Raw genomic sequence first — 24,840 nt, 5'->3', positions numbered from 1 at the left:
GTCGCGTCCGCCCGCGGCGAGCGCGTCGGGACGCTCGGCCTCGAAAAACGGGGCCGGGTCGAGCATCCGACACCTGCTCGGCGACCGACTCGCGGCCGAGGAAGTCGTGGAGGGCGCGGCGACGACGAACTTCCTCACGACCGACGACGGGCGAGCGGCGATTCGCGCCGCGGTCGACCGCCTCGTCGACGCCGGCTGTGACGTCGTCGCGCCGAGCTGTACCGGCATCTCCTCGTCGGGCGCGATACCCGACGTGCGGGCCGACGTTCCGATACCCATCGTCGACCCTGTCGTGGCGATGGGCGCGGTGGCGACGACCGCGGTCTCGCCGCCGCGTCCACTACGGCAGTAGGTTGCCGGACCACCCCGATGGCATTCCGCGCCGCTCGCGCCGCGCTCGGGGTCACACGCGCGGGCGACTATTTTCGTGCGCCGGTTGCGCGAGGACCAGCGATCCTCAACCAGTCAGCAGAACAACAATATTCGATAGGTAACTCCACCGACAACCCACAACCGGTCAAAAAGACAATAAGATAGGGGAAACACATACTCGTCAAGAGCCCTCCACTGAGAATTATTCATAAAGTAAAAAGATTGCTTTGGCTATAACCAAGACTTAATTCAAAATCAGTCAATTTTATCACCCAAAAGCGGTAACCGTTGGCGTATGAATGGCTCCGACCATGACTGGTGGCCGAACCAGTTGAAGCTCGAAATCCTCGACCAGAACGCACAACAGACCGACCCGATGGGCGAGGAGTTCGACTACACCGAGGAGTTCCAGAAGCTCGACTACGAGCAGGTAAAAGCCGACCTCGAAGAGCTGATGACCGACTCGCAGGACTGGTGGCCAGCGGACTACGGCCACTACGGTCCCCTCTTCATCCGAATGGCGTGGCACAGCGCCGGGACGTATCGCGCGCACGACGGCCGCGGCGGTGCCTCCGGCGGACACCAGCGTCTCCCTCCGATCAGCAGTTGGCCGGACAACGTGAACCTCGACAAGGCGCGCCGACTCCTCTGGCCCGTCAAAAAGAAGTACGGGAACCAGCTCTCGTGGGGCGACCTCATCGTCCTCGCCGGCAACGTGGCCCTCGAATCGATGGGCTTCGAGACGTTCGGCTTCGCGGGCGGCCGCGCCGACGACTACGTCGGCGACAAGGCCCCCAGTTGGGGTCCCGAAGAGGAGTGGGAGACGACCTCCCCCGACCGCTTCGACGAGGAGGGTAACCTCAAAGAACCGCTCGGCAACACCGTCATGGGCCTCATCTACGTCAACCCCGAGGGGCCCAACGGTGAACCTGACCTCGAAGGCTCCGCGAAGAACATCCGCCAGACGTTCAGCGGCATGGCGATGAACGACAAGGAGACCGTCGCGCTCATCGCCGGCGGCCACACCTTCGGGAAGGTCCACGGCGCGGACTCCGGCGACAACCTCGAAGCCGAGCCCGAAGCGGCTCCGGTCGAGGAACAGGGCCTCGGCTGGAAGAACAACCACGGCTCCGGAAAGGGCCCCGACACCATCACCAGCGGTATCGAGGGTCCGTGGACCAGCGCGCCGACCCAGTGGGACATGGGCTACGTCGCTAACCTGCTCGACTACGAGTGGGAGGCCCACAAGGGCCCCGGCGGCGCGTGGCAGTGGCGGCCGGCCGACGAGTCGCCCGCGGACAAGATTCCGGACGCGGCTCCGGACGCGCACCTCCCCGACCAGTTCGTCGACCCGATGATGCTCACCACCGACATCGCGCTGAAGAAGGACCCCGACTTCCGCGCGGTGCTCGAGGAGTTCCGCGAGGACCCCGCGGAGTTCCAGGAGTCGTTCGCCAAGGCGTGGTACAAACTCCTGCACCGCGACATGGGCCCGCCGTCCCGGCTCCACGGTCCCGAGGTCCCGGACGAAGCGATGCTGTGGCAGGACCCCATCCCGGACGCCGACTACGACCTCATCGACGACGAGGACGTCGAGGAACTCAAAACCGAGCTTCTCGACTCGAACCTCTCTGTCTCCCAGCTCGTCAAGACTGCGTGGGCCTCTGCGTCCACGTACCGCGACAGCGACAAGCGCGGCGGTGCGAACGGCGCGCGCATCCGTCTCGAACCCCAGCGTAGCTGGGAAGTCAACGAGCCCGACCAGCTCGCTGACGTGCTCGGCACCCTCGAAGAGATTCAGGAGACGTTCAACGGCGCGCAGTCCGACGACACCCGCGTCTCGCTCGCGGACCTCATCGTGCTGGGCGGCGCTGCAGCCATCGAACAGGCGGCGGCCGACGCCGGCTACGACGTCGAGGTTCCGTTCGAGCCCGGCCGGACCGACGCGTCGCAGGAACAGACCGACGTCGAGTCGTTCGAGATGCTCAAGCCGGACGCCGACGGCTTCCGGAACTACGTCGCGGACGGCGTCGACGAGCGCCCCGAAGACCTGCTCGTCGACAAGGCGGACCTGCTCGACCTCTCCGCGCACGAGATGACCGTCCTCGTCGGCGGCATGCGCGCGCTGGGCGCGAACTACCAGGACTCCGACCTCGGCGTCCTCACCGACGAGCCCGAGACGCTCACGAACGACTTCTTCGTGAACCTGCTCGACATGGACTACGAGTGGGAGCCGGTCTCGGACGATCAGTACCTGTACGAAGTGCGCGACCGCGAGACGGGAGACGTCGAGTGGGAGGCCACTCGCTTCGACCTCATCTTCGGCTCGAACTCCCGCCTGCGCGCCATCGCGGAAGTGTACGGCGGCGACGACGGCGAAGAGGAGTTCGTCGAGGACTTCATCGAGACGTGGCACAAGATCATGAGCCACGACCGCTTCGACCTCGAATAACCGCGCAGCCCGCCGCGTTCGGTCGCGGTTGAGGCGCGCGAAGTCGGTTCCCGCCGCGGCGTCTGCGGTCGCGGTCACCGCCCGCGGGCTGACTTTTTCGCTCGCGGTCTCTTATTCGCTCCCCGAGTGACCACAAAATCGAGTTTTCGGGCGGCTTCGACTCGACTCGACCGGACGCCACCCGGCGCGACCCGCCTCAGCCGCCGGACGGAACCTCGCAGTCGAACGTTTCGAGCTGTTCTTGCAGGCCGCCGGTCTGTCCCCTGAGTTCGTCGAGTTACTCTCGAATCTCCGAAATCGTCGCCACTCTGGACTCGGCTTGGCTCGCCAGCGCATCGCTCTAAAGCGTTCCAAAACTGTACGGCCCTGACGGGAGTCACGTAAGCGTCAGCGAACGTGACTCCGTCGGGGGAATAAGCGAAGCGAACGGACCCGGCGGGCTTTCGTGCAGTGGACGGACGGGGCCTACATTTCAGGGGTTTGAGGGGATGTACCGTTCATTTTCAACGTGGTCAGTAGATCGCATTTTGGATTCGGTTCGTTCGAAATCCGAACGTCGGTATTTGACCTCTCGGCTAGAATGACTCGTTGTCAAATCTCATCACTAGTAGTAGACAATGGAGACTCGCACAGCAACACTTGTTCAGCTGCTTAAATAGACGGTTTACAAACGCCGGTCTTGACGACCGCCATTCGTTGAAGTCTGCTGGCCCGATAGTGGATAGTATCGACTCGACGAGCGCCGTATGGGTTTGGGGCTGTGTTTCGGTCATTCTTCTATCTACTTCCTCGCAGAAACCGAGGAACGGGTTCAGCCGGTAGCCGTGGTTCATGAGCGTCGTTTCGGACACGTCGCCCTCGCGGAGATCGAGGTACATCTCCACGCCCTCCTCGGGGGAGAGTGGTTGCAGATTGTCGCTCATGCGTCGGCCTCCAGCTCGAGGTCGTCGTCGCAGTTACTCTGGAGTACGACTTCCTCGCGAGAAAGTCGCTCGCCGCTCACCTTATCCCGGAGTTGATGGAACCGGCCGTCAACGTCCTTGGTGGACGCGCACCGCTGGCACCAGAAGTGGTTCTGCGCCGCTTCCCACGTACGGTGTCCTCGAGGACACGTGAACTGCCAGCGGTCCGTCCGGTTCTCATCGCAAATGACCTGCGTAGTCGTCATCACAATTGGGCGGCCACCCGCTTTGTAATAATACGCTTGCTCGTACGCAGGCTGAAAGTGAAAGTGAACGAATTGGCCGGACGTACCCCCGAAATCGGTCGTTTCTGCGAGTGAAACTAAACGGTTCTTCGGCGACTGTGCGTGCGCTCGTGCGCGGGGTTCAATACCCCGCGGAAGTGAGTCCAACATGGCTTTCGTGGTATGTGCACGGAAGCCCGCGCGGACCTGCTGTTCCAGCAGCGAGGTCCGCTTCTGCGGAACCTATCGGAGAACGATAGGTTCGCGAAGGTGCTTCCGTTATATTGGCTCACGAAGCAGTGTGTGATAAACCCACCTCACGAAGTAGTGTGGTTAGTACCATAACTTCGTGAGTGGAATATCATAAGTGGATTGGTTGGTTAAGCAAAATAAAGTGGTTAGTGAGAGGAGAAAACCGGGAGACTGGATGCAGTTGCCTATCGATGAACGAATATTGGAAATCCTGAGTTCATCTGAGCTGATTCTATCACCAACCATCATCGCGGAGAATATTGAGAAGAGTAGGGCAGAAGTCAGTAGGAGGTTAGGTGACCTTTCTGAACACGGCTTGGTAATTAAGGTTCGCCGGGGTAGATACGAGATCTCTGAACTCGGTGAGGAGTATTTATCGGGAGAGTTTGACGCAACTAAAGCCGAGTGAGTTGAATTATGGGTCCAGACAACAGAACAAAGATCTTCTACGAGGATAATAAGAGCGAGATTCTGAACAGACAGCTCGAGCAATACCATCACAATGAGAAGATTGCTCTCCGATTTATCGTTGGTCTCGGTGTGACTACCGGTTTGAGTGCACTCTCTTCTTTCGTTTCTCTACTAATAGGTAATCAGCAAATCGTCGACCTGATAGACTCATTCTGGAATTCAGGACTCGGATTTAGTGGTCAATCAAACGTCCTCATTGGAACGATGTTTTTGATAGTCTCAGCATTCCTTTTCGCCTTTGCCCTCGGGAAATTTTGGAAAGTACTCAACACACCTAATCCAGTTCCCTTACTGGGAAACCAATCATTCGGCACTGAGGATATCGACTTACAAGTTGACGAATACAATACAGAATATCGTCTATATCTTTCCAAGAATTCTCAGTTGCTCTTTCGGCAATCTCAGATGATCGATGCTGGCCACTTTCTGTCTACGGCCGGAGTGTTCTCACTGATTTTAGCGTGTTGTATATTTTGATGTGGAAAAACCCTCTCCGCTATGGATCTTGGGAGACTGAATTTCCAACTCACCTATCTGGCGATTTTTGGAATATCATTTGTAGCCACGCTATATGTCGAAAAGTTCCTTTTTGAACAGCCTACTGACGGGCCGAAGTATGATTTTTCCCAGCCAGATAGAACAAATTCCGAATTAGTCAGAGTACTCCCGTTCGGTTTCATTCTCTTGGCCGTTGTCATACCGTCGATCTTGCTGATTGCGGTCAATGCCATCCGTTGGTGGGTGACTTTCGGGCCTCTTATCGACAATCCAATTTATATTGCTTTCCGGAACTTCGGAGTAGTTCAGGTTTCTATTGTGGGTGGAATCATCTTTGGAGCAATCTATGTCCTATTGGTCAGGTTACTAACTAACGTTTCAAGTGTAAGTGAATGGGTTCCTCGACTGAAGTAGGCCCTATTTATTAGAAAAGTATGCACGGGGGGGGGTTGTTTTGCGTGCTTTTTGAGTGAGTGACCGGTGCCTCTTCTTAAACGCAGGGTGATTACGACTATGACCACTCCGATTGCTTGGCTGAACCGCTCCGAATCTATGCACCGTTGCCCGTCTGGATGCTTGTGGTGGTGCATACATCGAGGCTACTGAATACATTCACGTCTGACCCCGGGGTATGAACTGACAAGACGCTCTATCTATGGCCTCAATATTTTCAATTACCAACTGACACTCTGATTATAAGACATTGCAGCAACTAGCCACTAATAGTGTATGTTGTATGATGACCACAGCCGATTCATCGACCAGGCAATGCCAGTCGGCGATATCATGCGTTCCATCAATAGCGGTTACCGTGTGGCGTACGAGTTTGATCGGGATGATTGGGCAGAGGGCAATAAGTTTCTAGATGGTTTGAAGGGAGGACATAGGAGTGAGTGGGGGATTGACCTTACTAGGGTTGACAGTGGAGGTAGCGTTTGGGGTGATAAAATATCAACCCTGCAAGAGCATATCCTTCATCACATAATTTCTCAATCGAAAAAACACGGCGGTGAGATATCTCGCTTTTTGAACGAACGAGAAGGGGATAATATAGACACTCACAAGATGGAAGTGTATAGAAATATCTCAAATGCATGGCGGGACGAGTTTGCATTGAACGACCCTGTAGATGGTAGTGAAGACGACCGAATGAGAACTACTGAGTGGAGAATAGCTATCTGCTACTACGCCATCTACAAATCTATTAGTGCAATTTTAAGAATAAAATTCAACAAATTACCAAAAAACCACACCGAACTATGGACATTAAACCAGAAGCAACTTCTTGATAGATTTGGAACTAAACTGTATCCGTTCCCGTTTCTCAATTTTCCCCACCAGACTGACTGGAGTGAAAACAAAATCTACCAGTGGACAGTCCCGTATCCAATGCCTGAAGAAAAATTTGAACAGCAACAGCAAACCCAGTCCGGGTATGCAGAACACAATTTAGAATATATACTCGATACTGCTGACAGTATCCCCGATTTCAATAGAAATCATGTCTATTCGTTATTTGATCTGTTGAAGGAACTGAGGCATTGGGCAAATTACTGGCATGGTGGCATATTCAGTCGTCTCTATGGTCAAGGCTATAAGCAAGCAATAGACGATGCGCTGCGCCTGTTAACATACACGGGGCTCGCTACAGCTGAGGTAGCAGTAATCACTGCATTTGGTTTGGATGAACTGAAAAAAATGCACGAAGAATACAGCCATAGCTGTGAACTTGGCATGATGCCCGAATCATACAATCTTTCAGATCATCGGGTTGGTATCTACGAAAGGGCGTACAACTGAAATATTGCTTAGTTAGTGCTGTGAGTTCTAGCTCGTTGTATCTCTTGTCCAACGAGCCCTTGCACCAGCTCAGTCTCCACCAGCGGTGTGATTGGTCCCTCTTCGGGCACCGGCCGAACGACGTACACCTCTTCCCCGAGTCGCTGGACGTGCATGGTTTTCTCTTCGCGGTCGTCCTCGTCTGCAGCGATGACGCCGTCGAGGACGAGATCGTCACGGTCGAGTGCAACAAGCGGGGTGCCGTCGTGGTTTCGGAGCTTTCGGAATACCATTGCTGACACCTCACCGGCCACCCAACCCTACTTAGTTCTATCTCCTAAGTCACCAATCGCGAATACAGGCCGTGGTTGGTGTAGACCGTAAAATTACTAGCCCACGTACACTTCGAGCAACGGCCACCACCACACACCCCCGTGGCGGCGTATAATTACTTACAGTATGGTTCGATTTGGCGGGGTTCCGGTGGTGGTCGGTCCCCGGTGAGGACTCGATTTCGGGTGTCTGGTTGCTCGAGGTGTTGCGAGATCGACGTGGGTCAAAGGTCACTCTGAAAGACGCGACTGGTTCTGGAAACAGATGTCGCTCAGTCTTCTACTGCCGTCAAAACAGGTGAGGAAATTCGTTCGGGAGTTACTCGTGAAGCGCGTCGAGCAGCTCGAAGTCCTCTTCGATGAACCGAGCAATCCGCTCTTCGTGGTCGTCGGATTCCTCGTCGGGGTGAGAGAGACTCATTGATTGAATAAATCAATGAAGTAGATCGGCTTGAGTCTTTCCGTGGTTCACGGCTCGAGTTTATCGTGATCGAGATTTCCTGATTCCAGCCAGATAGCGAGTTCTTCGGTGTCGAAACGGCGAATTCGCTTCATCACCTGTACCGCAGTCTCTCCTGTGTCTGCTGGCTTCTCCCCGTGGCGGTCCAAGTAGTCGCGTATCGTCAGCCATGCAGTCCGCTTGTTTCCGTCTTCGAAGTAGTGCTCCGTTGCGATTTCGCGCAGAAGTGCAGCGGCGCGGGGGTATACCGGCTCAGACTCCGAGACCCTTCTGAGTAGTCGTTTGAATTTCAACCTCGGGGCAGCGACGCGCGTCCCACGATACTTGAGATCCCAATGCTCTTCCACAAGCTCGTGAGTCGCTAAGATCTCTTTGGCGGTGGGGAGTTCGTCGCTCACTACTCCGAGTCTACAGCAATTGAACATAAATGGGGCGCTACGCGTCGCCCGAATAGGCACGACATTTCGAGACCCCTTTCGCGTGCATCAGGTGGAACTGCGGAGGCGGAGGGTTATTTTTTCTAAGTTGTGACGTTAGTCACACTCCCTAAGGGGGCTTTCCCATCCAGCGGGAGAGCACCCGCTCGATCTCCTCGAGCACGGCCGCTCACGGGGAATCGAGACTCCACCCGAAAACAGGGTTCAGCCCAAAATCAGAGAGTAGTATATAAAAGAAGGAACCGACCGAGAGTGTTGCCACTCAGACGGCCACCGGCTACAGGTGCTTCCGAGCGACCGTGTTCTGCACCGGACCGTACGCCCGGTCATAGGTCACAATCGCGTTGAGGAACCGCCGCGAGTCGAGCCCAGCGTCACACCACGCGCTGTATCCCTCCTCGAGCACGTCGGGAAGGTACTCGCCGGTCGCCGTGGAATTCTTCGACTGAGTGAGCACCGTCCGGATACGAATCCGCACGCGGTCGTCACGGTCGTCCATTCCGGCGACAACCTCCGCGCCGTAGCGGTTCAGCCAGTTCTGCAGCGCCCGGCCGGACCGCTCGAGGTCGCGTGGATCGACGTTCAGCACGTTCTCGATTCGACCAGCGATTGAGTCTACCACGTCGTCAGCGATGCTCACCAGCTCGCGCACTTCCTGCGCAATCTTCGAGGAGACCCATTTCACGACACCGCCGTCGTTCTCGAGGAGTCCCGAGAGCCGCTGGAGAACGCGGTAAATCGTCGTGGAAGACCAGCCGGTTCCGTCCTCGAGTTCACCGACTCTCGTTCCGCCGTCGGTGAGCGCCAAGTGCTTGAGCACGTCCCGATCCGTGTCTGAGAGACGCGAGAGCGTGCGCATGATGACCGACTCTTGGGACGCTTCGATCTGCGGCGTCGGGTCGTCCCACAGCGCAACCGTCCGGTTGGACGCGACCGCTTCGAAATGGTCGTCAGCGATGAACCACATGCCGGGTCGAGTCGGGATGTCCGCCCACGACAGAACGTTCAGTAATTTCTCTTCTAGATCGCCAACCAGATCGTGCCGTTCGTCCCACGCGACCGCCTGGTCGCGGTTCAGATTCTTCTTGTACAGCGCCCCGAGCTTCGGGTGGTACAGCGGGTCATCATCCGAACTCTCTCGGACGTACTGCGGGTGGTAGTGCTTCAGTTGAAGCCCTCGAGGACGGTGCTGGCTGTTCGGGAAGAGATCAGTAATCGCCGACCGATCGAGCCGGAGCTGGTGGTTGTAGCCGACCACGTCCTCGTTGTTCGAATCGTAGACGACGTGCGAACCCTCGATATCGGCCGAGAGCATGAACAACCGCATGAAGACGCCGTCGCGCCTGACCAGCTTCTTCGCCTGATCACGGTCGATTCTCAGATACCGCTCGTGCTGAGTTATCGTCGAGAACTTGTGCGGCTCTTCGGCGAAGTACTTGCGCGACCAGTCGAAGCCGACTTTCTCGCACACGCGGCGCATCACCCATTTGAAGACGTGCGGAATCTCGTCTAACTCGAGATTGACCACGTTCTGCAGTTTTACGTTCGTGGCAGGCCCGAGCGCCGCAGGGACGCTGTCAGGACGGTTCTCGTCGGACCACGCGAGTCGCGGCTGCACACAGACGGGGAGCTTCCGCTCACCCTCGCCGTAGGCGTTGATGTCGTATTCGAGAAGCGAGTTTACCGTGTCTGCCTCGCGCGGAGACAGACCTGACTGGTGGAACCCCATCGAGACTTCCCACGTCTCGGTTCCGTCCCCCTCGAGGCGTGGAACCTCCACTTCGACTTTCGAGACACCGCCGTCGATGTGGTTGTACAGCTGGCGAACCGCCCAGTACGGCGATGATCCGTACTCGCCGTAGAGGAGGTCACCGCGCGTCTCGTGAGGCGCGCTTGCGACGGAACTCACCGCCGGTCCTCCTCCGCGAGATCGCGGCCGCAGTACTCACAGCGGAAGATGCAGTCGCTGTCGCGGCTGCAGGACGGACAGCGGACCGTCATTGCCACCGCTCCGGGTTACCGCCGTGCCGACCGGGGGCACCGTCCCACGGGTCCGGAATCGGAACGTCGAGACCGCCCGCGGAACCGCGCTGTAGACGAACCAGCGTATCGCACTCGTGACAGCGGTGCGCGCGGTCCTCGCGATCACCGTAGACGCGGCGGAAGTCGCGGGTGACGTGTGACCCGCAGTTGAGACAGCTGCTCTTTCGGCTTTCCGAGTTGAGCAGCATCATGCCGACCACCCCGTTGGCCCGACCCGACCGCAAGACAGCGGCGACCCGCGTTCCGTTTCGTGGTGGACTCTTTTTCGGCCCCTGCTCGCGAGTATATATACTCGCGATGAGACCGGCCGGTAGAAGTCGTAAGACAGACGTTTTCTACATATAGAAAACGCCAAAAATTTGGACGGACCCGACGGGATTTGAACCCGCGACATCTTGGTCCGGAACCAAGCACTCTGTCCACTGAGCTACGGGCCCTCAGCGGGCAGAGCTACACGGCACCGACGTAAAACCGTTGTGGAACCCGCGCCGGCGGCCGATTACGTTCCGGTCGCGTCGGCGTCGACGACGCTGTGTTTCCACGTCCCGCGGGTGAACCACGCCGTGGCCGCAATCGCGCCGAGAATCTGCCCGACGGCCATTCCGAGCCAGATGCCCGTCTCGGCGAACCCGAACTGGAACGAAAGCAGGTAGACGATGGGCACGCGGCCCAGCCAGAGCGCGAACAGCGAGAACCCGAGGGCAGTCTTCGTGTTCCCTGCGCCGCGGTACGCGCCGAGGACGACCTGCAGGACGCCGATGAAGCCGAACTCGAACGCTCGGATGCGGATGTACTCGACGCCGAGGTCGATGGTCTGTGCGGCCGAGGCTGTCCCGGTCTGGAGGAAGAACGCGACGATGGGTTCGGCGAAGACGTAGGCGAGGACGCCGGTGACGAGCATGACGCTCGCGCCGACCTTGGCGGCGAGCCAGACGGCGCTCTCGGCGCGGTCGGGTTTCTGCGCACCGAGGTTCTGGCCGACGATAGTGTTCGTCGCCCGTCCGAGACCGAGCGCCGGGAGGAACACCAGCGACGTGAGGCGGTTACCGAGACCGAACGCGGCGACGACTTCGGGCTTGAACGTGACGACCATCGCGGTGAGGGTGATGAAGCCGAGGGCGGTGGCGGACTGCTCGATGGCGCTCGGGACGCCGATATCGACGATTTTCTTGATGTACTCGAACTGCGGGCGGAAGTCGCCGAGCTGTACGTCGGGGCCGGCGCTCGTCCCGAAGATGACGTAGATGCCGATGATGGTGGCGACGGCGCGCGAGAGGACCGTCGCGTACGCCGCGCCGGCGACTTTGAAGCCATCGAAGCCCGTGGCGGTGAAGAGGCTCGCCTGAAGGCCCTCTAATCCGAGCATCGAAAACAGCGGGTTGGCGTCGAAGCCGAAGATGAACACGGGGTCGATGACGATGTTGATGACGACGCTGATGAACATCACGACCATCGGGGCGCGGGTGTTGCCGTAGCCGCGCATGAGCGCGGAGAAGACGAAAAAACCGAACAGGAACGGCAGGCCGAGGAAGAACACGCGCATGTAGTCGCCGGCGAGGGGGATGACCTGCCCGGCGGTCGCCTCCGAACTCGGGAGGACGCCGAGCATCGCGTCGGTGGCGAAAAAGCCGATGACACCGACGACGACGGCGATGACGGTGATGAACGTGAGCGTCTGTCCGGCGACGGTCCCGGCCGAGCCCTCGCTTTTCGCGCCGGTGTACTGGGCGACGAGCGTGCTCCCGGCGACGGTGAAGCCGCCGCCGACAGAGATGAGCAGGAAGATGAGGGGAAACGCGAGGCTGATGGCGGCGACGGCGTCGGTCGAGAGCCGACCGAGCCAGACGGTGTCGGCGAGGTTGTACGCCACTTGAAGGAGTTCGGTGACGATAATGGGCCACGCCAGTTCGAACATCGGCCGTTTGAGGTCGCCTTCGGTGAGGGAACCTCCTTCGGGGAGGGACACTGAACAGGTGAGACACGCGGAGAGCGTTTGAAAGCGTCGATAGGCGTCGTCGCCCGGGGAGACCGTCGGCGGCGGGCGGGAGCGATTCCCGCGTAAGCGACCGCGCCCGACGACGCGGAAGCTATTCGCAGAAGCGGCGACGACGGCTCACGAACGAATGGCGTCGAGAGAAACGGTGGGTGGTTGCGGTCGTCGCGTTACGGCGCTTCGCCGGTCTCGATGGCGAAGTCGGCCTTCGGGTAGGCGACGCAGGTCAGCGTGTAGCCGTTGTCCATCTCCTCGTCGGAGAGGGTCTCCTGCGTGTGGTGCGTGATGTACTCCTCGGCCGGGCCGTTGGTAATCTTCGCAGCACAGGAGACACAGGAACCCTGTCGGCACGCGTACGGGAGGTCCATCCCGGCGTCTTCACCCTGGTCGAGCACGGTCTCGTTGCTCGCCAGTTCGATGGTCTCGCCCTGCTTGACGAACTCGACTTCGAAGTATTCGACTTCGTCTTCGGGCATGTCGGCGGGGCTCGGCTCTTCTTCGGCCTCCTCGCCTTCGAGCTCGGCGCCCTCTTCGCCGCCCGCGACCGCGGCGACGCCGCCGCCCCCGCCGATGGAACGGTTCATCGGCTCGGGGAAGTCGGTCTCTGCGACGGTCGCCGCGCGGCGTTCGAGGACTTCCTGTGTGATGTCGGCGGTCGGCTCCCAGCCGGTGCCCTTCGAATAGTGCAGGGCGACGGCGAGGAGTACCAGGACCAATCCGGCCCCGACACCCACCAGACTGATGACTGCCATACCGGCGGATATGGAGGGAGGGGTTAAGGAAATTGTGATTGTGGCGGCACCCGCGGGCGGTCGATTTCACCGCCGAGATGAGGGTCTCACGCGGGTTCCCACAATATCGTGGGCGCGAGGCGCCTGTCGCGGTCGCGCCGGGGCAGTTCGCCGGGGACGACCGTCTCAGTCGTCCTTCCGCGCGACCTCGTGACGGCCGAAGCCGTACCGGAGCCGGTTGGCGAGGCGGCGGGAGAAGCGGTCGTCGGCGCGGGAGCCGAACCGCTCGGCGAGCGACTGGTAGATGAGCGGGACCGGGACTTCCTGTTCGAGCGCCTCCTGGACCGTCCACGTGCCCGTCGAGCCGCCCGCAACGTAGTCGTCCACGTCGCCGAGGTCGCTTCCCTCCTCGCGGAACGCCTCCTCGCAGAGTTCGAGGAGCCACGAGCGGATGACCGCGCCGTTGTTCCACGTCTGAGCCACCGATTCGAGGTCGAGGTCGTAGCGGCCCTCGGCGAGCAGTTCGAAGCCCTCGCCGTACGCCTGCATCAGCGCGTACTCGACGCCGTTGTGGACCATCTTCACGTAGTGGCCGGAGCCGGACTCGCCCATGTGGCCGTGGCCGGCGGGGCCGGTCGCCACGGCGTCGAAGACGGGGGACAGCTCGTCGTAGGCCCACTGCGGGCCGCCGACCATGAGCGAGAAGCCGAGTTCGGCACCAGCGGGGCGCCGGAGGTGCCGCAGTCGAGGTAGGCCGCCGAGCACGCCTCGGCGCGCCGCACGGACTCCTCGAAGTGGGAGTTGCCGCCGTCGACGACCACGTCGTCCCCGTCAAGGTGCGGGTCGAGGTCGTCGAGGGTCGCGTCCACCGCGTCGCCCGCGGGGACCATGAGCCATATTCGCTTGTCGTCGCCGAGTCGGTCGACGAGGTCGGCGACGCTGTCCGCGGGTTCGGCACCCGCGTCGGCGGCCGCCGCGACGGCTTCCGCCGAGAGGTCGAAGGCCACGACCTCGTGCCCGGCATCGAGCACTCGGTCGACTACGATGCGTCCCATCCGGCCGAGGCCGATGACGCCTAATTGCATGCGTCGGCATCGTCCGCGGGGGGTGGTAGTGGTTGTGGTTTGGCGCGTGCGCGGTCGCCGTCGAGACTGACCGTTCCGCCGTCGGTACCGACCGCTCAGAGCCGCGCCAACAGCGCCTCGGCCAATCGGTCGCCGGCGGCGGCGTCGGTCCGGAAGAACAGTTCGGGCTCGATAAGCTCGACTTCGAGGAGGAGGAAGTCGTCGCCGCGCTCCACACCGTCGACGCGGGCGTACAGCGGCGGGTCGCCGCTGAGGTGGGCCGAGACGGCGTCGACGACGCGCCGGGCGTTGTCGAGCAGCGTCTCGCTCGGCTCCTCGACGTGGACGCTCCCGCCGTGTTTCTCTTGGACGCGGTAGTCGCCGGGTTCGGGGAGCTTGACCACCGCGTGGCTGAACTCGTCGCCGAAGAAGACGAGCGACCACTCGCCGTCTTCGATGTCCGGCGCGAACTCCTGAACCAGCACGTCTTTCTCCGCCACGAGGTCGTCCACCCACGACTGGGCGTCGACGGCCTCCGCGCGACTCAGCTGTCTCGTCTCGAACGCGCCCGCGCTCACGGCGGGTTTGACGACGAGCTCGTCCCAGCCCCGCGTCTCAAAGACGGCTTCGAGGGACACGTCGCCGCCGCGTTCGACGTACTCGGTCGGCAGCGTCGAGACGCCGGCGTCGGCGAGGTCCCGCAGGTAGAACTTGTGGCTGTTCCAGTCGAGCGTCGCCGGCGGGTTCCACACCGCGCAGTCGGCGTCGGAGAGGCGGTTGACCCACGCGGCGTAGGCCTTCGGATGCCGGTAGTAGTCCCAAATCGACCGGACGACCACGGCGTCGAACTCGCCCCAGTCGACCGACTCGTCGGACCAGACGACCGGCTCCGCCGCCACGTCACGCTCCCGGAGCGCAGCGAGAAACGAGGCGTCGTCGTCGACGAGCCCCGGGAGGTCCTCGGAGGTGGCGAGTGCGATGGAAGTCACGGCGGTGGATGGTAGATATCGGGCGATAAGCGTTCTGTAACGCTCGGCCCGTCCGCCGAAAATCGCTTGCGTCGGGGTCGCGGTGGATGGCCTCACGCCCGCAGACGCCGACGTTTTTACCGCCCCGCGCGAGGGTCGCGTATGGACGAACGCATCCACGAGCACGCCGCGGTGCTCGTCGACTGGAGCGCGCGAATCGAGGCCGGCGACGACGTGGTTGTCTCCGTCGGCGAGGGGGCTCACGACCTCGCGGTCGCCGTCGCCGACGCCCTCGGCGAGCGCGGCGCGAACGTCGTCACGACGTACGCCTCCGAGGAGGTCCAGCGGGCGTACCTCCGCGCGCACGACGGCGACTTCGAGCTTCCCGAACACGAACTCGCCCTCTACGAGGCCGCCGACTCGGTGCTCTTCCTCGGCGGCACCCGCAACACGGCGGCGACCGCCGACGTGCCGACCGAGACGCGACAGGCCTACGGCCGCGCCACGAGCGAGGTCAAAGAGGCGCGCATGGACACCGACTGGGTCTCGACGGTCCACCCCACCCGCGCGTCGGCCCAACAGGCGGGCATGTCCTTCGAGGAGTACGCGGACTTCGTCTACGACGCGATTCTCCGCGACTGGTCGGAACTCGCCGAGGAGATGGCGAACATGAAAGACGTGCTCGACGCGGGGTCGGAGGTCCGCATCGTCAAGGCGGACACCGACCTCACGATGTCCATCGAGGGCCGAACCGCGGTCAACTCCGCGGCCTCCGTCGCCTACGACTCCCACAACCTCCCGTCGGGCGAGGTGTTCACCGCGCCCGTCGAGGACGCCGTCGAGGGCGAGGTGTTCTTCGACGTGCCGATGACGCTGGAGGGCCAACGCGTCGAGAACGTCCACTTGACGTTCGAGGACGGCGAAGTGGTCGACTTCTCCGCGGGCACGGGCGAGGACGCGCTCGCCGGCATCCTCGACACCGACGAGGGCGCGCGCCGCCTCGGCGAACTCGGCATCGGCATGAACCGCGGCATCGACCGCTTTACCGACAGCATCCTCTTCGACGAGAAGATGGGCGACACCATCCACCTCGCGGTCGGGCGGGCGTACGGCGCGTGCCTCCCCGAGGGCGAAGACGGCAACCAGTCCGCGGTCCACGTAGACATGATAACCGACATGAGCGAGGATTCGCGCATCGAAGTCGACGGGGAAGTCGTCCAGCGGAACGGAACGTTCCGGTGGGAAGACGGGTTCTAAGCCGTCTCAGGGCCGTTTTCTGAACTCACCGTCTGCTGGGTTGTGACGGTTAAGATACCATGGCTCGTGATAACGCTGCGCCTACTGAAACCGCCTGAGGACGTAGTCTTCGGCTATGGCACGATTCGTCCGAACGAGGCGGCGGTTCCTCGAACTGGCGGGGAGTGGTGCAGTTGTGGGAATCGCTGGCTGTCTCGGCGGCGGTGGCGGCCAACAGGAGACCGAGACGGAGCCGACAACGACGACCGAAGCGATAGACGACGACCACGGCGAGGAGCGTCCTGAAGGCGTCTCCGAGGAGGAGTTCGAACACGGCCCGGTTCCGGAGGCGTACCGGACCGCCCTCTCGCAGGCGAACGAGCGGCGGGACCCCGACGACCTGTTCACGAAGGAGGCGGTCAAGTTCCAGGAGGCGGACGACGCCGTCGAGGCGGGCCTCACCGAGGCCGGACGAGACTGCGGCAACTGCGCCGAGTACATCCCCGACAAGAACGGCGACGGCTTCGGTGCCTGTGCAAAGGTCGAGGGTTACGTCGACCCCGAAGACTGGTGTTCGCTCTGGGAGTCTATCGAGGAAGCAGAAGCAGAAGAAGGGGGCGGAGACGGAGATGAGACTGCGTACGCCGTCTGAGGCTCACTCTTGGGCCACGCCGATGTTCTTCAGCGACCCGCCGCACCGCGGGCAGACCCGCTCGTAGACGCCGTGTCCCGACCGGTGACCGCACGCGGTACACTCGTACCACGAGCGCTCGACGAGCGTCGTCGGCTCCGCCTCGACTAACGTCTCCGTCCGTCGTTCGACGAGCGCGTCGGTCCGTCGTTCGACCAGCTCCGACGGGCGCCGTTCGATGAGGTCTGTCGGCTCGGGACCGACCAGCGCCCTGGATTTGGCTTTGACGAGGTCTGCAGGCTCACGAGTGGTGATATCGTTGCTCATGAGGCGATATATGTTGTGTCAGATGTTAACTCTTACCAGTACATGTCGTTCCCCCTGACGCCGCCGAATTCGGCCGTTTCGCCCCGATTCGCCGGGTACGGTCCCGAGACGCGCTTTCGACGTACTTTTTATCCGCGACCGTTTTCATCCGCGCATGGCAGAATTCATGGTCGTCGTCGCCGACCCCGACACCGGTGCGACCTACCAAGTCGACGTCGAAGGACAGGACGCAAACCGATTCCTCGGCCGCGACCTCGGTGACGAGGTCGACGGCGCGGCCGTCGGTCTCGACGGCTTCACGCTCGAACTGACGGGCGGTTCGGACAAGGCCGGCCGACCGATGCACCCCGACGTGCCCGGCGGCGCGCTCAAGGAAATCCTCGCCGAAGACGGCATCGGCTACAAGCCGTCCCGCGACGGCGAGCGCAAGCGCGTCACCGTCCGCGGCCGCGAGGTCTCCGGCGAGACCGTCCAGATCAACGCGAAGGTCGTCTCCGGTGAGGGCGACGTCGCCGCCGCCTTCGGCGAGGGCGACGACGAAGAAGCGGACGAATAACGCCGTCTCACTCCTCTCTTTCCCGTGCCAGAGCAACTGCCCTCCGACCATCCGTCGGTCCAGACGTTCCGCGCGAACATCGCCCGGAGCGGCGGGACCCGTCGCCCCTGTTTGCGCGTCCCCGACGGCGTGACCGCCGAAGACGGCGATTTCGTTCGGCTCCACCTCGGCGGCACCGCCTATCACGCCCGCCTCTCGGCCGACGCCTCGGGGCTCGTGATTCGCGGCGCGTACGACAACAAGCGTCTCGCACGCACCCCGAACAACGGCGAGAATCGGCTCGTCGAGTGGTGCCGAGAACACGACCGGGCTGACGGCGACGCCGTCGAACTCGACGAACTGGACGACGGCTACCAGTACGGCCTCCGGGTTCCCGGGGTCCGACAGGTGTACCGCGTCACCGAGCGCCCGAACGACTCGCTTTCGAGCATCGCCGAGAAGTTCGGCCTGTCCGACGAGTGACCGGTCGCACTCCGAGACACGCCGCTTTTACGCACCGACCGCTCTAGGCGGGGTATGAGCAAGGTAACGGAGTACCTCGCAGGCGAGCGCCTCGACGACGTGGCGCTCTATCTCACCCACGAGTACCTCGACAGCCAGGGCAAACTCCCGAACATGGGCGTCGAAGTCGAAAACGGCTACGTGCTCGTCGTCCCCGGCGACGACGGCCGCCGCGCCTTTGCGGCCGGCACGGGCATGGACGCCATGGAGTTCGCCCAGACCGCTATGGGCAACGACGGCGACATCGACGACGACCTGAGCGGCGGCACCTGCCCCGACGCGGCCGAAGACGAGAACCACGAGGTGAAGTTCATCTTCTCGTTCGCCGAGGCGCAAAACGAGGAGGTCGGCGGCATCTACGAGGAGGGCGACGTGGTCCACGCCTACGCTAAGTGTACCTGCGGCACGACGTACTCCGACCGCTGGGTCGTCGACGACGCGTAATCGGCCCCAGTTTTTCGACGCTAGTTTTCCGCTTCGGAGTCGGTTTCGGAGTCGCGTTCGCCGTTAGCGTTCGGTCTCGACGCCTTCGTCGTCGTCCGCCTCGTCGTCGGTTTCTGCTTCCGCTTCCGCGACCGCGTCGGCGACCTGCTCGAACGCGCGGAGGATGACGCGCTTCGTCGTCGCGCCCTGCGTCGTCCAGTGGTGGGCGTAGTCGAGCATGTCGTCGTAGATGTCGGGCTTACAGCCGGCGGCCTTCGGGTGGCCGCCGCCGTTGACGAGGTCGGCGACCTCGTGACAGCGCTCGAAGTCGTCGGAGCCGCGGATGCTGGCGCTCCCGGCGGGCTTGACGACGACCGCCGCGTCCGCCCCCGACTCGCGGAGGGCGTCGGCGACCTCGTTTTGCGAACATCGGCCGTAGGTGACGCCGACCGTCCAGTCGCCGACGGTCTTCAGGTCGGCGCGGTCGACGGCGGCCTGGATGAGGTTCTCCTTTTCGACGCGGCGGTGGGCGATGTACTCCTCGACGACCGGCGGGAGGTCCGCGCCGTACGCGCCGACGACGGCGACGTACTCCTCTTTCGAGGTCCAGTAGGCGTAGTCCGCGAGGTCCTGGCTCCGCTCGTCTTCGTTCAGCCAGAGGTCGTGGTCGCGGGTGACGGCCGCGAGTTCCGAAAACCGCTCGTCGAACTCGTAGTCGAGTTCGCGGAGCGTCACGTCGGTCGAACACTCCTCGTCGGACTCGCCGACGACGAGGTCGACGCCGGCCTCGCGGACCGCCTCGGCGACCTCCGGCTTCCACTGGTGGTGGTCGTACCAGTGAATCTCGCCCGCTGTCTCGACGAGCGCGGCGAGTTCCTCTTCGACGTACTCGAACTTGTCCGGACAGAGGTCGCAGACGTACACCTCGACGCCCTCGGGGGCGTAGTCGGCCACGCGCTGGAGATCGTCTTCCAGCGAGTACGGACTCGACCCCATCAGCGCGACCGGCGACTTCGGGCGCTCTTCCTCGTCTTCCTCGGCGAGGTCGGGTTCGTCTTCCTCCTCGTTGTCCTCGTCGTCGCTGAGTTTCTCCTCGATGCGTGCTTCGAAGTCGGCCACGTCGAGAGCGGCGTCGTACGCCTCCCGGAGGAGGGCGACACAGCCGAGGCCGTCGGCGTCGGTGTCGGTGACGACCGCCACCGACGCGTCTTCGAGTTTCTCCTTGGCGCGCTCTTCGGCGCGTTCCTCGTCGAACGAGTCGGGGTAGAAGAATCCGGCGCCGGGGAGCACGGACTTGCGGGGGAGCGAGAGCTGAGAACTGTCGATGAGCTCGTCTTCCATACGCCGAACTCGGGCGCGACGGGGAAAACTCCTCCCGATTCGGTCGGCTCGCCAGCTATCGACCGGTCGCCGCTCCCTGCCGGCCGACCGCTCAGGCGCCTCGTCGCTCAGCAGGGAGTCCGTCGTCCCGTCTTCCAACTGGCGGACCGTCAACACCGGCACCGGGCAGGTCCGGACGACGCGCTCGGCGACGCTCCCGATGAGAAAGCGGTTCTCGCCGTGGCGGCCGCGAGTGCCCATGGCGACGGCGTCGGCGTCCACCTCGCGGGCGTAGTTCGAAATCTCGGCGGCGGGGCGGCCCTCTCGCACCGCGACGGTCACCTCGCGGTCGGTCGCGGCTTCGACCTCGGCGAGCGCCTCCTCGCCGCGCTCGGTGAGCGCGTCGCGCATCTCGTCGCGGAGTCGCTCCGGCGCGGTCTCCACGTCGCCGGCGTCGACGACGTACAGCGCGTGGACCGACGCGTCGAACCGCTCTGCGAGGTCGACGGCGACGCTGACCGCCCGGCGGACGCTCGCCGAGCCGTCGGTGGCGATGACGATGGTGTCGAACATGCCTACGGGTTCACAGTGGGGCGGCATAAAACCAGTCTGGGGCGGCCGGCCGTCGGGACCGTGGGGTGAGTTTTTTGTCGTCGCCCGACGCAGGTGGAAGCATGTCATCGCGCCCGCTCTCTATCGACCTCGTCCTCGTGCCGGTCGACCAAAGCGAGGAGGCGACGCGCGCGGCGGAGTACGCCGCCGCCGTCGCGGCCGAGTACGACGCCGCGGTCCACGCCGTCCACGTCCTCGGCGAGGACGTCGTCCGTGCCATAGAGCAGGGCGTCGTCGACGAGGACGCCGTCGCCGAGGACAGCAAGGCCGTCACCGACACGGTCTCGACCCTCGCCGAAAACGCCGACGTTCCCGTCACCACCTCGGTGGCCTACGGCTTCTCGCGGACGAGCAAACTCCGCCACCCCGGAAGCGTCGTCCTCGACACCGCAGAAGAGCTGAACGCGGACTTCATCGTCGTGCCCCGAGAACCTGTCTCGGGCGACCCCGGCGAAGTGCTCGCCAAGGCCGCCGAGTACGTCCTTCTGTACGCCAGCCAGCCCGTTCTCTCGGTCTGAACCGCAGGTCGTTGTCGCCGTGACTCGCCGTTGCTTTCAACCGCCCTCTTCGTCCGGAGGTTCGGCGAGCCGGATGGTCATCTCCAGCTCGAAGCTCTCGGCGTCGCTCGTCTCGAAGCCGACGGTCTGGTAGAGGCCGACCGCCGCGCGGTTCCAGCGCTCGACCGTGAGCCACACCTTCTCGACGCCGGACACCCGGCCGTAGCCGAGCAGCGCCTTGATGAGCCGCGTGCCGATACCGGCGCGCTGGTAGGTCTGGTGGACGAAGATGGCGAGTTCGTAGGCGTCGCCGTCGGGGACGAGCGTCGCGTGACCGGCCACCTCGTCGCCGTCCCACGCGATGACGTTCAGGCAGTCCTCGTCGAGGATGTTCTCCAGCCAGTCGCGGATGCGGTCCTCACGCCCCGGCGGGATTCCCTGCGCGCGGTCTGAGGGGTCGAACGCGTCGTACATCTCGACGAGCGCCTCCATCTCCTCGTCGGAGCCGTCGTACGCGCGCATCTCGATGGTGCGGTCTTCCCTGTCGGTGAACGACAGCGGCGGCGCGTCGTAGGGGTCGGCGACGGCGTCGGAGAACGTTCGGTCGCTCATCGTACTAGAGTGACGGTCACGTGGGAGTTCAAGAGGACGAACTCCGCGATGCTACCGATCTGTATCTTCCCCATCGGGCTCGTCTCCCCGCCGCCGAGCACCAGTTGGTCGAACCCCTCGTTCTCGGCGAGGTCCACGAGGGCGCTCCCCGGGTCGCCATCGAGCAGGCGGACGGGCGCGTCAACGCCGCGCTCGTCGAGTAGTTCCGTCACCCGCGTTTCGATGTCCTCGCGCGAGCGCTCGCCGGCCGGGTTGTCGACGATGGCGACCGTGAGGTCGTCGCCCACGTTGGCCGTCCGTTCGACCGTCTTTTCGAGCGCTCGGATGGAATCGTCGCTGCCACCGATTCCGAGCAGTACCTTCATGATTCCCAATCTCGCGGTCGTGATAGAAAACCCTTGCCCGGAATCGGGGGGCGACACCCCCGCCGGCAGGGGACCGCACGTCGCGGAACCCTTTTCGGCCGTGCCGCGGTAGCCCGCGGTATGACAGACGAGTCCGACGAGTTCGAGACGGGCGCGAGCGACGCCGAGGAGACGGCTCGCCCCGGCGCGGACGCGCGAGCGGAGGCGGACGAAGCGGCGGCAGACGTGGAGATGGCAGACGCGTCGGCCGAAACTGCGGAGACGGCAGGCGCGGAACCGATGGACGAGGACCCGACTGACGCGGCGACCGCCGACGCAGCCGAACGCGATACGGTCGACGAGGACGCGACCGACTCAGAGACCGACTCAGACGATTCCGGGGCCGCCACCGCCGGAGCAGATTCGGACGCTGAAGGTTCTGAAACCGCCGAAGGCGCCGTTCCCGAGGACGTACAGAAGTACGCCCGGTTCAAGAAGGTCGACGGCGCGCAGTACGACCGCGTCAACGACTTCCTCCGCCAGCGGACCTACGTGACGGCCCGCGAGTGGGCCATCGCGCGACTCTGCGCCGACTTCCGGACCGAGACCGGCGTCGAGATGACGAAAATCGGGAACAACCTCCCCGAACTCGTCCCCTTCATGACCGACACCTACACCCCGCAGGCGGTCAATCAGGCACGTTCCGCGTTCCGCGACAAGGTCCGGAAGTCGGGCGCGACGTTCCTCTACGGCGCGATGTCCGGCTTTTTCACCGCCGAGGAACTCGACGAGATGATGTACGAGGTGACGGAAATCGCCAAGTTCCTGCTCGAAGTCGAGGGCGTGGACCTCTCGGTCGAAGAGGAACTGGAAGCCGAAGAGCGCATTTCGAGCGTCATGCGCGAGGTCCGCGAGGCGAGCACGGAACTGCGACAAGAAGAGTTGTCGGACGAGGAGTGAGGTCCCGCGGCCGGTTCGAACCGGCCTCGAACTGGCCCCGAACCGACTCCCCGTCGACTCGAAGTCAGGGGAAAAGCGGCTCTGGGTCCGACTGAACTAACTCGACGCGTCGGTCCGCCTCGACCGGTCGGACGTAGAGGCGGAGTTCGCCCTGTTCTCGCGCTCGCGTCACCATCGCGTCCACCGTGTCCAGCCCGTAGTACAGCGGGACGACGACGGCCTTCGACGCCGCGGCGTCTTGCACGACAGAGACGGCGAACACGGTGTCGTCCTCGCGGGCGCGGTACACGTCGTAGCGGTCGAATTCGGCCGACTCGACCCACGACGACAGCGACTCGAACTCGCTTCCGGGGACGAGCACGTCGAACCCGACGCGCTCCGTCGCTTCGGGCAGGTTCGCCGGCGGTAACACCGTCACGTCGCCGGGGTGGAGCACGAGCGTCTCCCAGCCCTCGTCTTCGTACTCGGCCGCGGTCGCCTCGGCGTCCTCCACGACCGTCTCCCAGAACGACAGCAGTCCCGTGAGTGCGTGCGGTTCGTCCGCGTTTGGGCCGCGACCTCGGGGCGGCGTCTGCTCGTCGGTCATGCGTGTCACTCCCTCGGGGTGTCGGACGGGAAAAGGATTCGCTTGCATCGAGTTCGTCCGGTCCCCAATCGGGGCCCCGACACCCGGTGACGACGGAACTGCTATCTGTCTCCCCGCCGACAGTCGGCCCGATGCGCTGGTCACTCCGCGCGGTCCTCGGGTCGTTTCAGCTTCCCGTCGCCGGTGCCGGGGTCGCGCTCCTCGCGTTCGTCTGGCGGACCGCCGTCACGATGCCCCCGCCGCCGCCCGGTAGCGACGGCTTCGCCCACGGGCTCGCGGGCTTTTTCCTCCTCGTGTTCGGGGTCGCCGGCTTCGTCCTCCTCGCTGGCGGCTTGCTCATCCCTCCCGGGCCGGGCTACGGCGTCGAGTTCACTCGCAACCAGCGCTGGCTGTTCGCCTACGCGCTGGTTTCGCCGGCCCTCGCCGTGGGCGGGTTCCTCGCAACTGTCGTCGCATCGTCCGCACTCGGCGGACTCGGCGGCCTCGCCGGGTCGGCCGTCTCGCTCGTCGTCCTGACGGCGCCGCTCGCGGTGCTCGTCGGCGTCGGCTGGAAGGGCGCGCAGGTCGCGGCCGCGCGGTTCTGAGCGGGCCGGCCCTCGGTCGGTTCCCGCCTCCGGTTAGTCGCGGACGTTCTCGCCGGCGACTTCGCCGAAGCCGTCGCCATCCCAGACGAACTCGCCGCGGAGCATCGTCCACTCGGGGAAGACGCCCGTGTGGCCCTCGAACGGGGTCCAGCCGCACTTCGAGTGGAGGTCCGCGCCGCGAATCTCGCGGGCGGCGTCGAGGTCGTACAGCGCGAGGTCGGCGTCAGCGCCCGCCTCGATGCGGCCCTTGCGCGGCAGGTCGAACACCTCGGCGGGGTTCGCTGCGACCACGTCGCGGACGCGTTCGGTGGTGAGGTCGCCCTCGACGACCGCGCCCAGAAGCAGCGGTACCATCGTCTCGACGCCGGGGACGCCGCTCGGGGCGTCGAGAAGCGACTGTTCTTTCTCCTCGCGCGTGTGCGGCGCGTGGTCCGTGGCGACCATGTCGATGCGGCCGTCGGCGAGGCGCTCGAACATGGCCTCGCGGCGCGCCTCGGACCGGAGCGGCGGGTTCATCCGGCCGTAGGTGCCCAACTCGGCGAGGTCGTCGCGGGACAGAAACAGGTGGTGCGGCGTCGCCTCGCAGGTCGCACCGCCGTCGCGGGCGGCGTCG

General features: G+C 63.3%; 26 protein-coding genes, 1 tRNA gene and 3 pseudogenes. 12 read left to right on the top strand and 18 right to left on the bottom strand.

Annotated elements, in window-relative coordinates:
* A pseudogene (locus NKF06_RS11570) lies at positions 1-352 on the top strand (aspartate/glutamate racemase family protein); the annotation flags it as partial.
* A 315-nt stretch (positions 353-667) separates the two neighbouring features.
* Positions 668-2,824: a catalase/peroxidase HPI gene (gene katG / locus NKF06_RS11565; RefSeq protein WP_253245461.1), complete on the top strand. Its 2,157-nt coding sequence runs from the start codon at positions 668-670 to the stop codon at positions 2,822-2,824.
* Between the two features lie 575 nt (positions 2,825-3,399).
* Here the strand turns inward: katG and NKF06_RS11560 are convergent.
* A complete protein-coding gene (locus NKF06_RS11560; RefSeq protein WP_253245460.1) occupies positions 3,400-3,747 on the bottom strand; it encodes a hypothetical protein in 348 nt (115 codons plus the stop codon).
* Positions 3,744-3,992: a hypothetical protein gene (locus NKF06_RS11555; RefSeq protein WP_006601067.1), complete on the bottom strand. Its 249-nt coding sequence runs from the start codon at positions 3,990-3,992 to the stop codon at positions 3,744-3,746. Before NKF06_RS11555 ends, NKF06_RS11560 begins: the two co-directional genes overlap by 4 nt.
* 445 nt (positions 3,993-4,437) lie before the next feature.
* On the opposite strand from NKF06_RS11555, the gene NKF06_RS11550 reads away from it, so the two are divergent.
* Complete coding sequence (locus tag NKF06_RS11550) at positions 4,438-4,671, top strand: winged-helix domain-containing protein (protein WP_253245463.1); 234 nt, start codon at positions 4,438-4,440, stop codon at positions 4,669-4,671.
* Positions 4,672-5,960: 1,289 nt separating this feature from the next.
* On the top strand, positions 5,961-7,031 hold the full coding sequence (locus NKF06_RS11545; protein WP_253245459.1) for a hypothetical protein: 1,071 nt from the start codon (positions 5,961-5,963) through the stop codon (positions 7,029-7,031).
* Positions 7,032-7,039: 8 nt separating this feature from the next.
* Here NKF06_RS11545 and NKF06_RS11540 read toward each other — a convergent pair whose 3' ends face one another.
* The 9 genes and pseudogenes from NKF06_RS11540 to NKF06_RS11500 form a co-directional block, all read right to left on the bottom strand.
* A complete protein-coding gene (locus NKF06_RS11540) occupies positions 7,040-7,303 on the bottom strand; it encodes a hypothetical protein (protein WP_253245458.1) in 264 nt (87 codons plus the stop codon).
* 507 nt (positions 7,304-7,810) lie between these two features.
* Entirely contained in the window at positions 7,811-8,200 is a 390-nt protein-coding gene (locus NKF06_RS11535; RefSeq protein WP_253245457.1) for a Fic family protein, read from the bottom strand.
* A gap of 316 nt (positions 8,201-8,516) precedes the next feature.
* On the bottom strand, positions 8,517-10,148 hold the full coding sequence (locus NKF06_RS11530) for a MarR family transcriptional regulator (RefSeq protein WP_253245456.1): 1,632 nt from the start codon (positions 10,146-10,148) through the stop codon (positions 8,517-8,519).
* An 88-nt stretch (positions 10,149-10,236) separates the two neighbouring features.
* Positions 10,237-10,473 (bottom strand): hypothetical protein, encoded by a 237-nt coding sequence (locus tag NKF06_RS11525; protein WP_253245455.1) that lies wholly within the window; start codon positions 10,471-10,473, stop codon positions 10,237-10,239.
* 173 nt (positions 10,474-10,646) lie between these two features.
* Positions 10,647-10,719, bottom strand: a tRNA-Arg gene (locus NKF06_RS11520).
* Between the two features lie 62 nt (positions 10,720-10,781).
* The gene (locus tag NKF06_RS11515) at positions 10,782-12,248 is read right to left on the bottom strand and encodes an MATE family efflux transporter (RefSeq protein WP_305728224.1); all 1,467 of its coding nucleotides are present in this window, start codon (positions 12,246-12,248) and stop codon (positions 10,782-10,784) included.
* 197 nt (positions 12,249-12,445) lie between these two features.
* Positions 12,446-13,027, bottom strand: coding sequence for a 2Fe-2S iron-sulfur cluster-binding protein (locus NKF06_RS11510; protein WP_049905177.1), 582 nt, complete (start codon positions 13,025-13,027; stop codon positions 12,446-12,448).
* 165 nt (positions 13,028-13,192) lie between these two features.
* A pseudogene (gnd, locus tag NKF06_RS11505) lies at positions 13,193-14,091 on the bottom strand (phosphogluconate dehydrogenase (NAD(+)-dependent, decarboxylating)).
* A 95-nt stretch (positions 14,092-14,186) separates the two neighbouring features.
* A complete protein-coding gene (locus NKF06_RS11500) occupies positions 14,187-15,059 on the bottom strand; it encodes a hypothetical protein (protein ID WP_253245454.1) in 873 nt (290 codons plus the stop codon).
* Positions 15,060-15,200: 141 nt separating this feature from the next.
* Here NKF06_RS11500 and NKF06_RS11495 point away from each other — a divergent pair, with 141 nt between their 5' ends.
* Together NKF06_RS11495 and NKF06_RS11490 are read left to right on the top strand one after the other, a co-directional pair.
* On the top strand, positions 15,201-16,295 hold the full coding sequence (locus NKF06_RS11495; protein ID WP_058826006.1) for an aminopeptidase: 1,095 nt from the start codon (positions 15,201-15,203) through the stop codon (positions 16,293-16,295).
* Between the two features lie 115 nt (positions 16,296-16,410).
* A complete protein-coding gene (locus NKF06_RS11490) occupies positions 16,411-16,926 on the top strand; it encodes a high-potential iron-sulfur protein (RefSeq protein ID WP_253245453.1) in 516 nt (171 codons plus the stop codon).
* A 3-nt stretch (positions 16,927-16,929) separates the two neighbouring features.
* On the opposite strand, the gene NKF06_RS11485 is transcribed toward NKF06_RS11490, so the two are convergent.
* The gene (locus NKF06_RS11485; RefSeq protein ID WP_253245452.1) at positions 16,930-17,232 is read right to left on the bottom strand and encodes a rubrerythrin-like domain-containing protein; all 303 of its coding nucleotides are present in this window, start codon (positions 17,230-17,232) and stop codon (positions 16,930-16,932) included.
* 154 nt (positions 17,233-17,386) lie between these two features.
* On the opposite strand from NKF06_RS11485, the gene NKF06_RS11480 reads away from it, so the two are divergent.
* Genes NKF06_RS11480 through NKF06_RS11470 form a run of 3 tightly spaced genes read left to right on the top strand, consistent with a single transcriptional unit; the run spans position 17,387 to position 18,733 of the window.
* A complete protein-coding gene (locus NKF06_RS11480; protein WP_058826003.1) occupies positions 17,387-17,788 on the top strand; it encodes a 30S ribosomal protein S6e in 402 nt (133 codons plus the stop codon).
* Positions 17,789-17,812: 24 nt separating this feature from the next.
* Positions 17,813-18,250, top strand: a complete 438-nt coding sequence (locus tag NKF06_RS11475; protein WP_058826002.1) for a hypothetical protein — start codon at positions 17,813-17,815, stop codon at positions 18,248-18,250.
* 54 nt (positions 18,251-18,304) lie between these two features.
* Positions 18,305-18,733, top strand: coding sequence for a DUF5807 family protein (locus NKF06_RS11470; RefSeq protein WP_253245451.1), 429 nt, complete (start codon positions 18,305-18,307; stop codon positions 18,731-18,733).
* 63 nt (positions 18,734-18,796) lie between these two features.
* Here the strand turns inward: NKF06_RS11470 and NKF06_RS11465 are convergent, their stop codons facing one another.
* Positions 18,797-20,053 carry a hypothetical protein gene (locus NKF06_RS11465; RefSeq protein WP_058826000.1) on the bottom strand — a complete coding sequence of 419 codons (1,257 nt, stop codon included), beginning with the start codon at positions 20,051-20,053 and terminating at the stop codon, positions 18,797-18,799.
* 96 nt (positions 20,054-20,149) lie between these two features.
* Positions 20,150-20,605 (bottom strand): annotated as a pseudogene (locus NKF06_RS11460) (universal stress protein); the annotation flags it as partial.
* A 101-nt stretch (positions 20,606-20,706) separates the two neighbouring features.
* Between NKF06_RS11460 and NKF06_RS11455 the strand changes: the two are divergent.
* Entirely contained in the window at positions 20,707-21,162 is a 456-nt protein-coding gene (locus NKF06_RS11455) for a universal stress protein (RefSeq protein WP_058825998.1), read from the top strand.
* 36 nt (positions 21,163-21,198) lie between these two features.
* Here the strand turns inward: NKF06_RS11455 and NKF06_RS11450 are convergent, their stop codons facing one another.
* Entirely contained in the window at positions 21,199-21,753 is a 555-nt protein-coding gene (locus NKF06_RS11450) for a GNAT family N-acetyltransferase (RefSeq protein WP_253245450.1), read from the bottom strand.
* Positions 21,750-22,118: a universal stress protein gene (locus NKF06_RS11445; RefSeq protein WP_058825996.1), complete on the bottom strand. Its 369-nt coding sequence runs from the start codon at positions 22,116-22,118 to the stop codon at positions 21,750-21,752. The genes NKF06_RS11450 and NKF06_RS11445 overlap by 4 nt, the downstream gene beginning before the upstream one ends.
* Positions 22,119-22,238: 120 nt before the next feature.
* Here NKF06_RS11445 and NKF06_RS11440 point away from each other — a divergent pair, with 120 nt between their 5' ends.
* Positions 22,239-23,057 (top strand): DUF5806 family protein, encoded by an 819-nt coding sequence (locus NKF06_RS11440; protein ID WP_253245449.1) that lies wholly within the window; start codon positions 22,239-22,241, stop codon positions 23,055-23,057.
* Positions 23,058-23,121: 64 nt separating this feature from the next.
* On the opposite strand, the gene NKF06_RS11435 is transcribed toward NKF06_RS11440, so the two are convergent.
* On the bottom strand, positions 23,122-23,643 hold the full coding sequence (locus NKF06_RS11435; protein WP_253245448.1) for a hypothetical protein: 522 nt from the start codon (positions 23,641-23,643) through the stop codon (positions 23,122-23,124).
* 131 nt (positions 23,644-23,774) lie between these two features.
* On the opposite strand from NKF06_RS11435, the gene NKF06_RS11430 reads away from it, so the two are divergent.
* Positions 23,775-24,227: a hypothetical protein gene (locus tag NKF06_RS11430; RefSeq protein ID WP_253245447.1), complete on the top strand. Its 453-nt coding sequence runs from the start codon at positions 23,775-23,777 to the stop codon at positions 24,225-24,227.
* Positions 24,228-24,260: 33 nt separating this feature from the next.
* On the opposite strand, the gene NKF06_RS11425 is transcribed toward NKF06_RS11430, so the two are convergent.
* On the bottom strand, positions 24,261-24,840 hold a 580-nt coding region (locus NKF06_RS11425; protein WP_253245446.1), incomplete at its 5' end, for an amidohydrolase family protein.

It is taken from the genome of Haloferax sp. AB510 (assembly GCF_024136985.1).
Lineage (GTDB): Archaea > Halobacteriota > Halobacteria > Halobacteriales > Haloferacaceae > Haloferax.
Note: the sequence above shows the minus strand (reverse complement) of the source record. Positions and strands in the feature narration are given on the sequence as shown.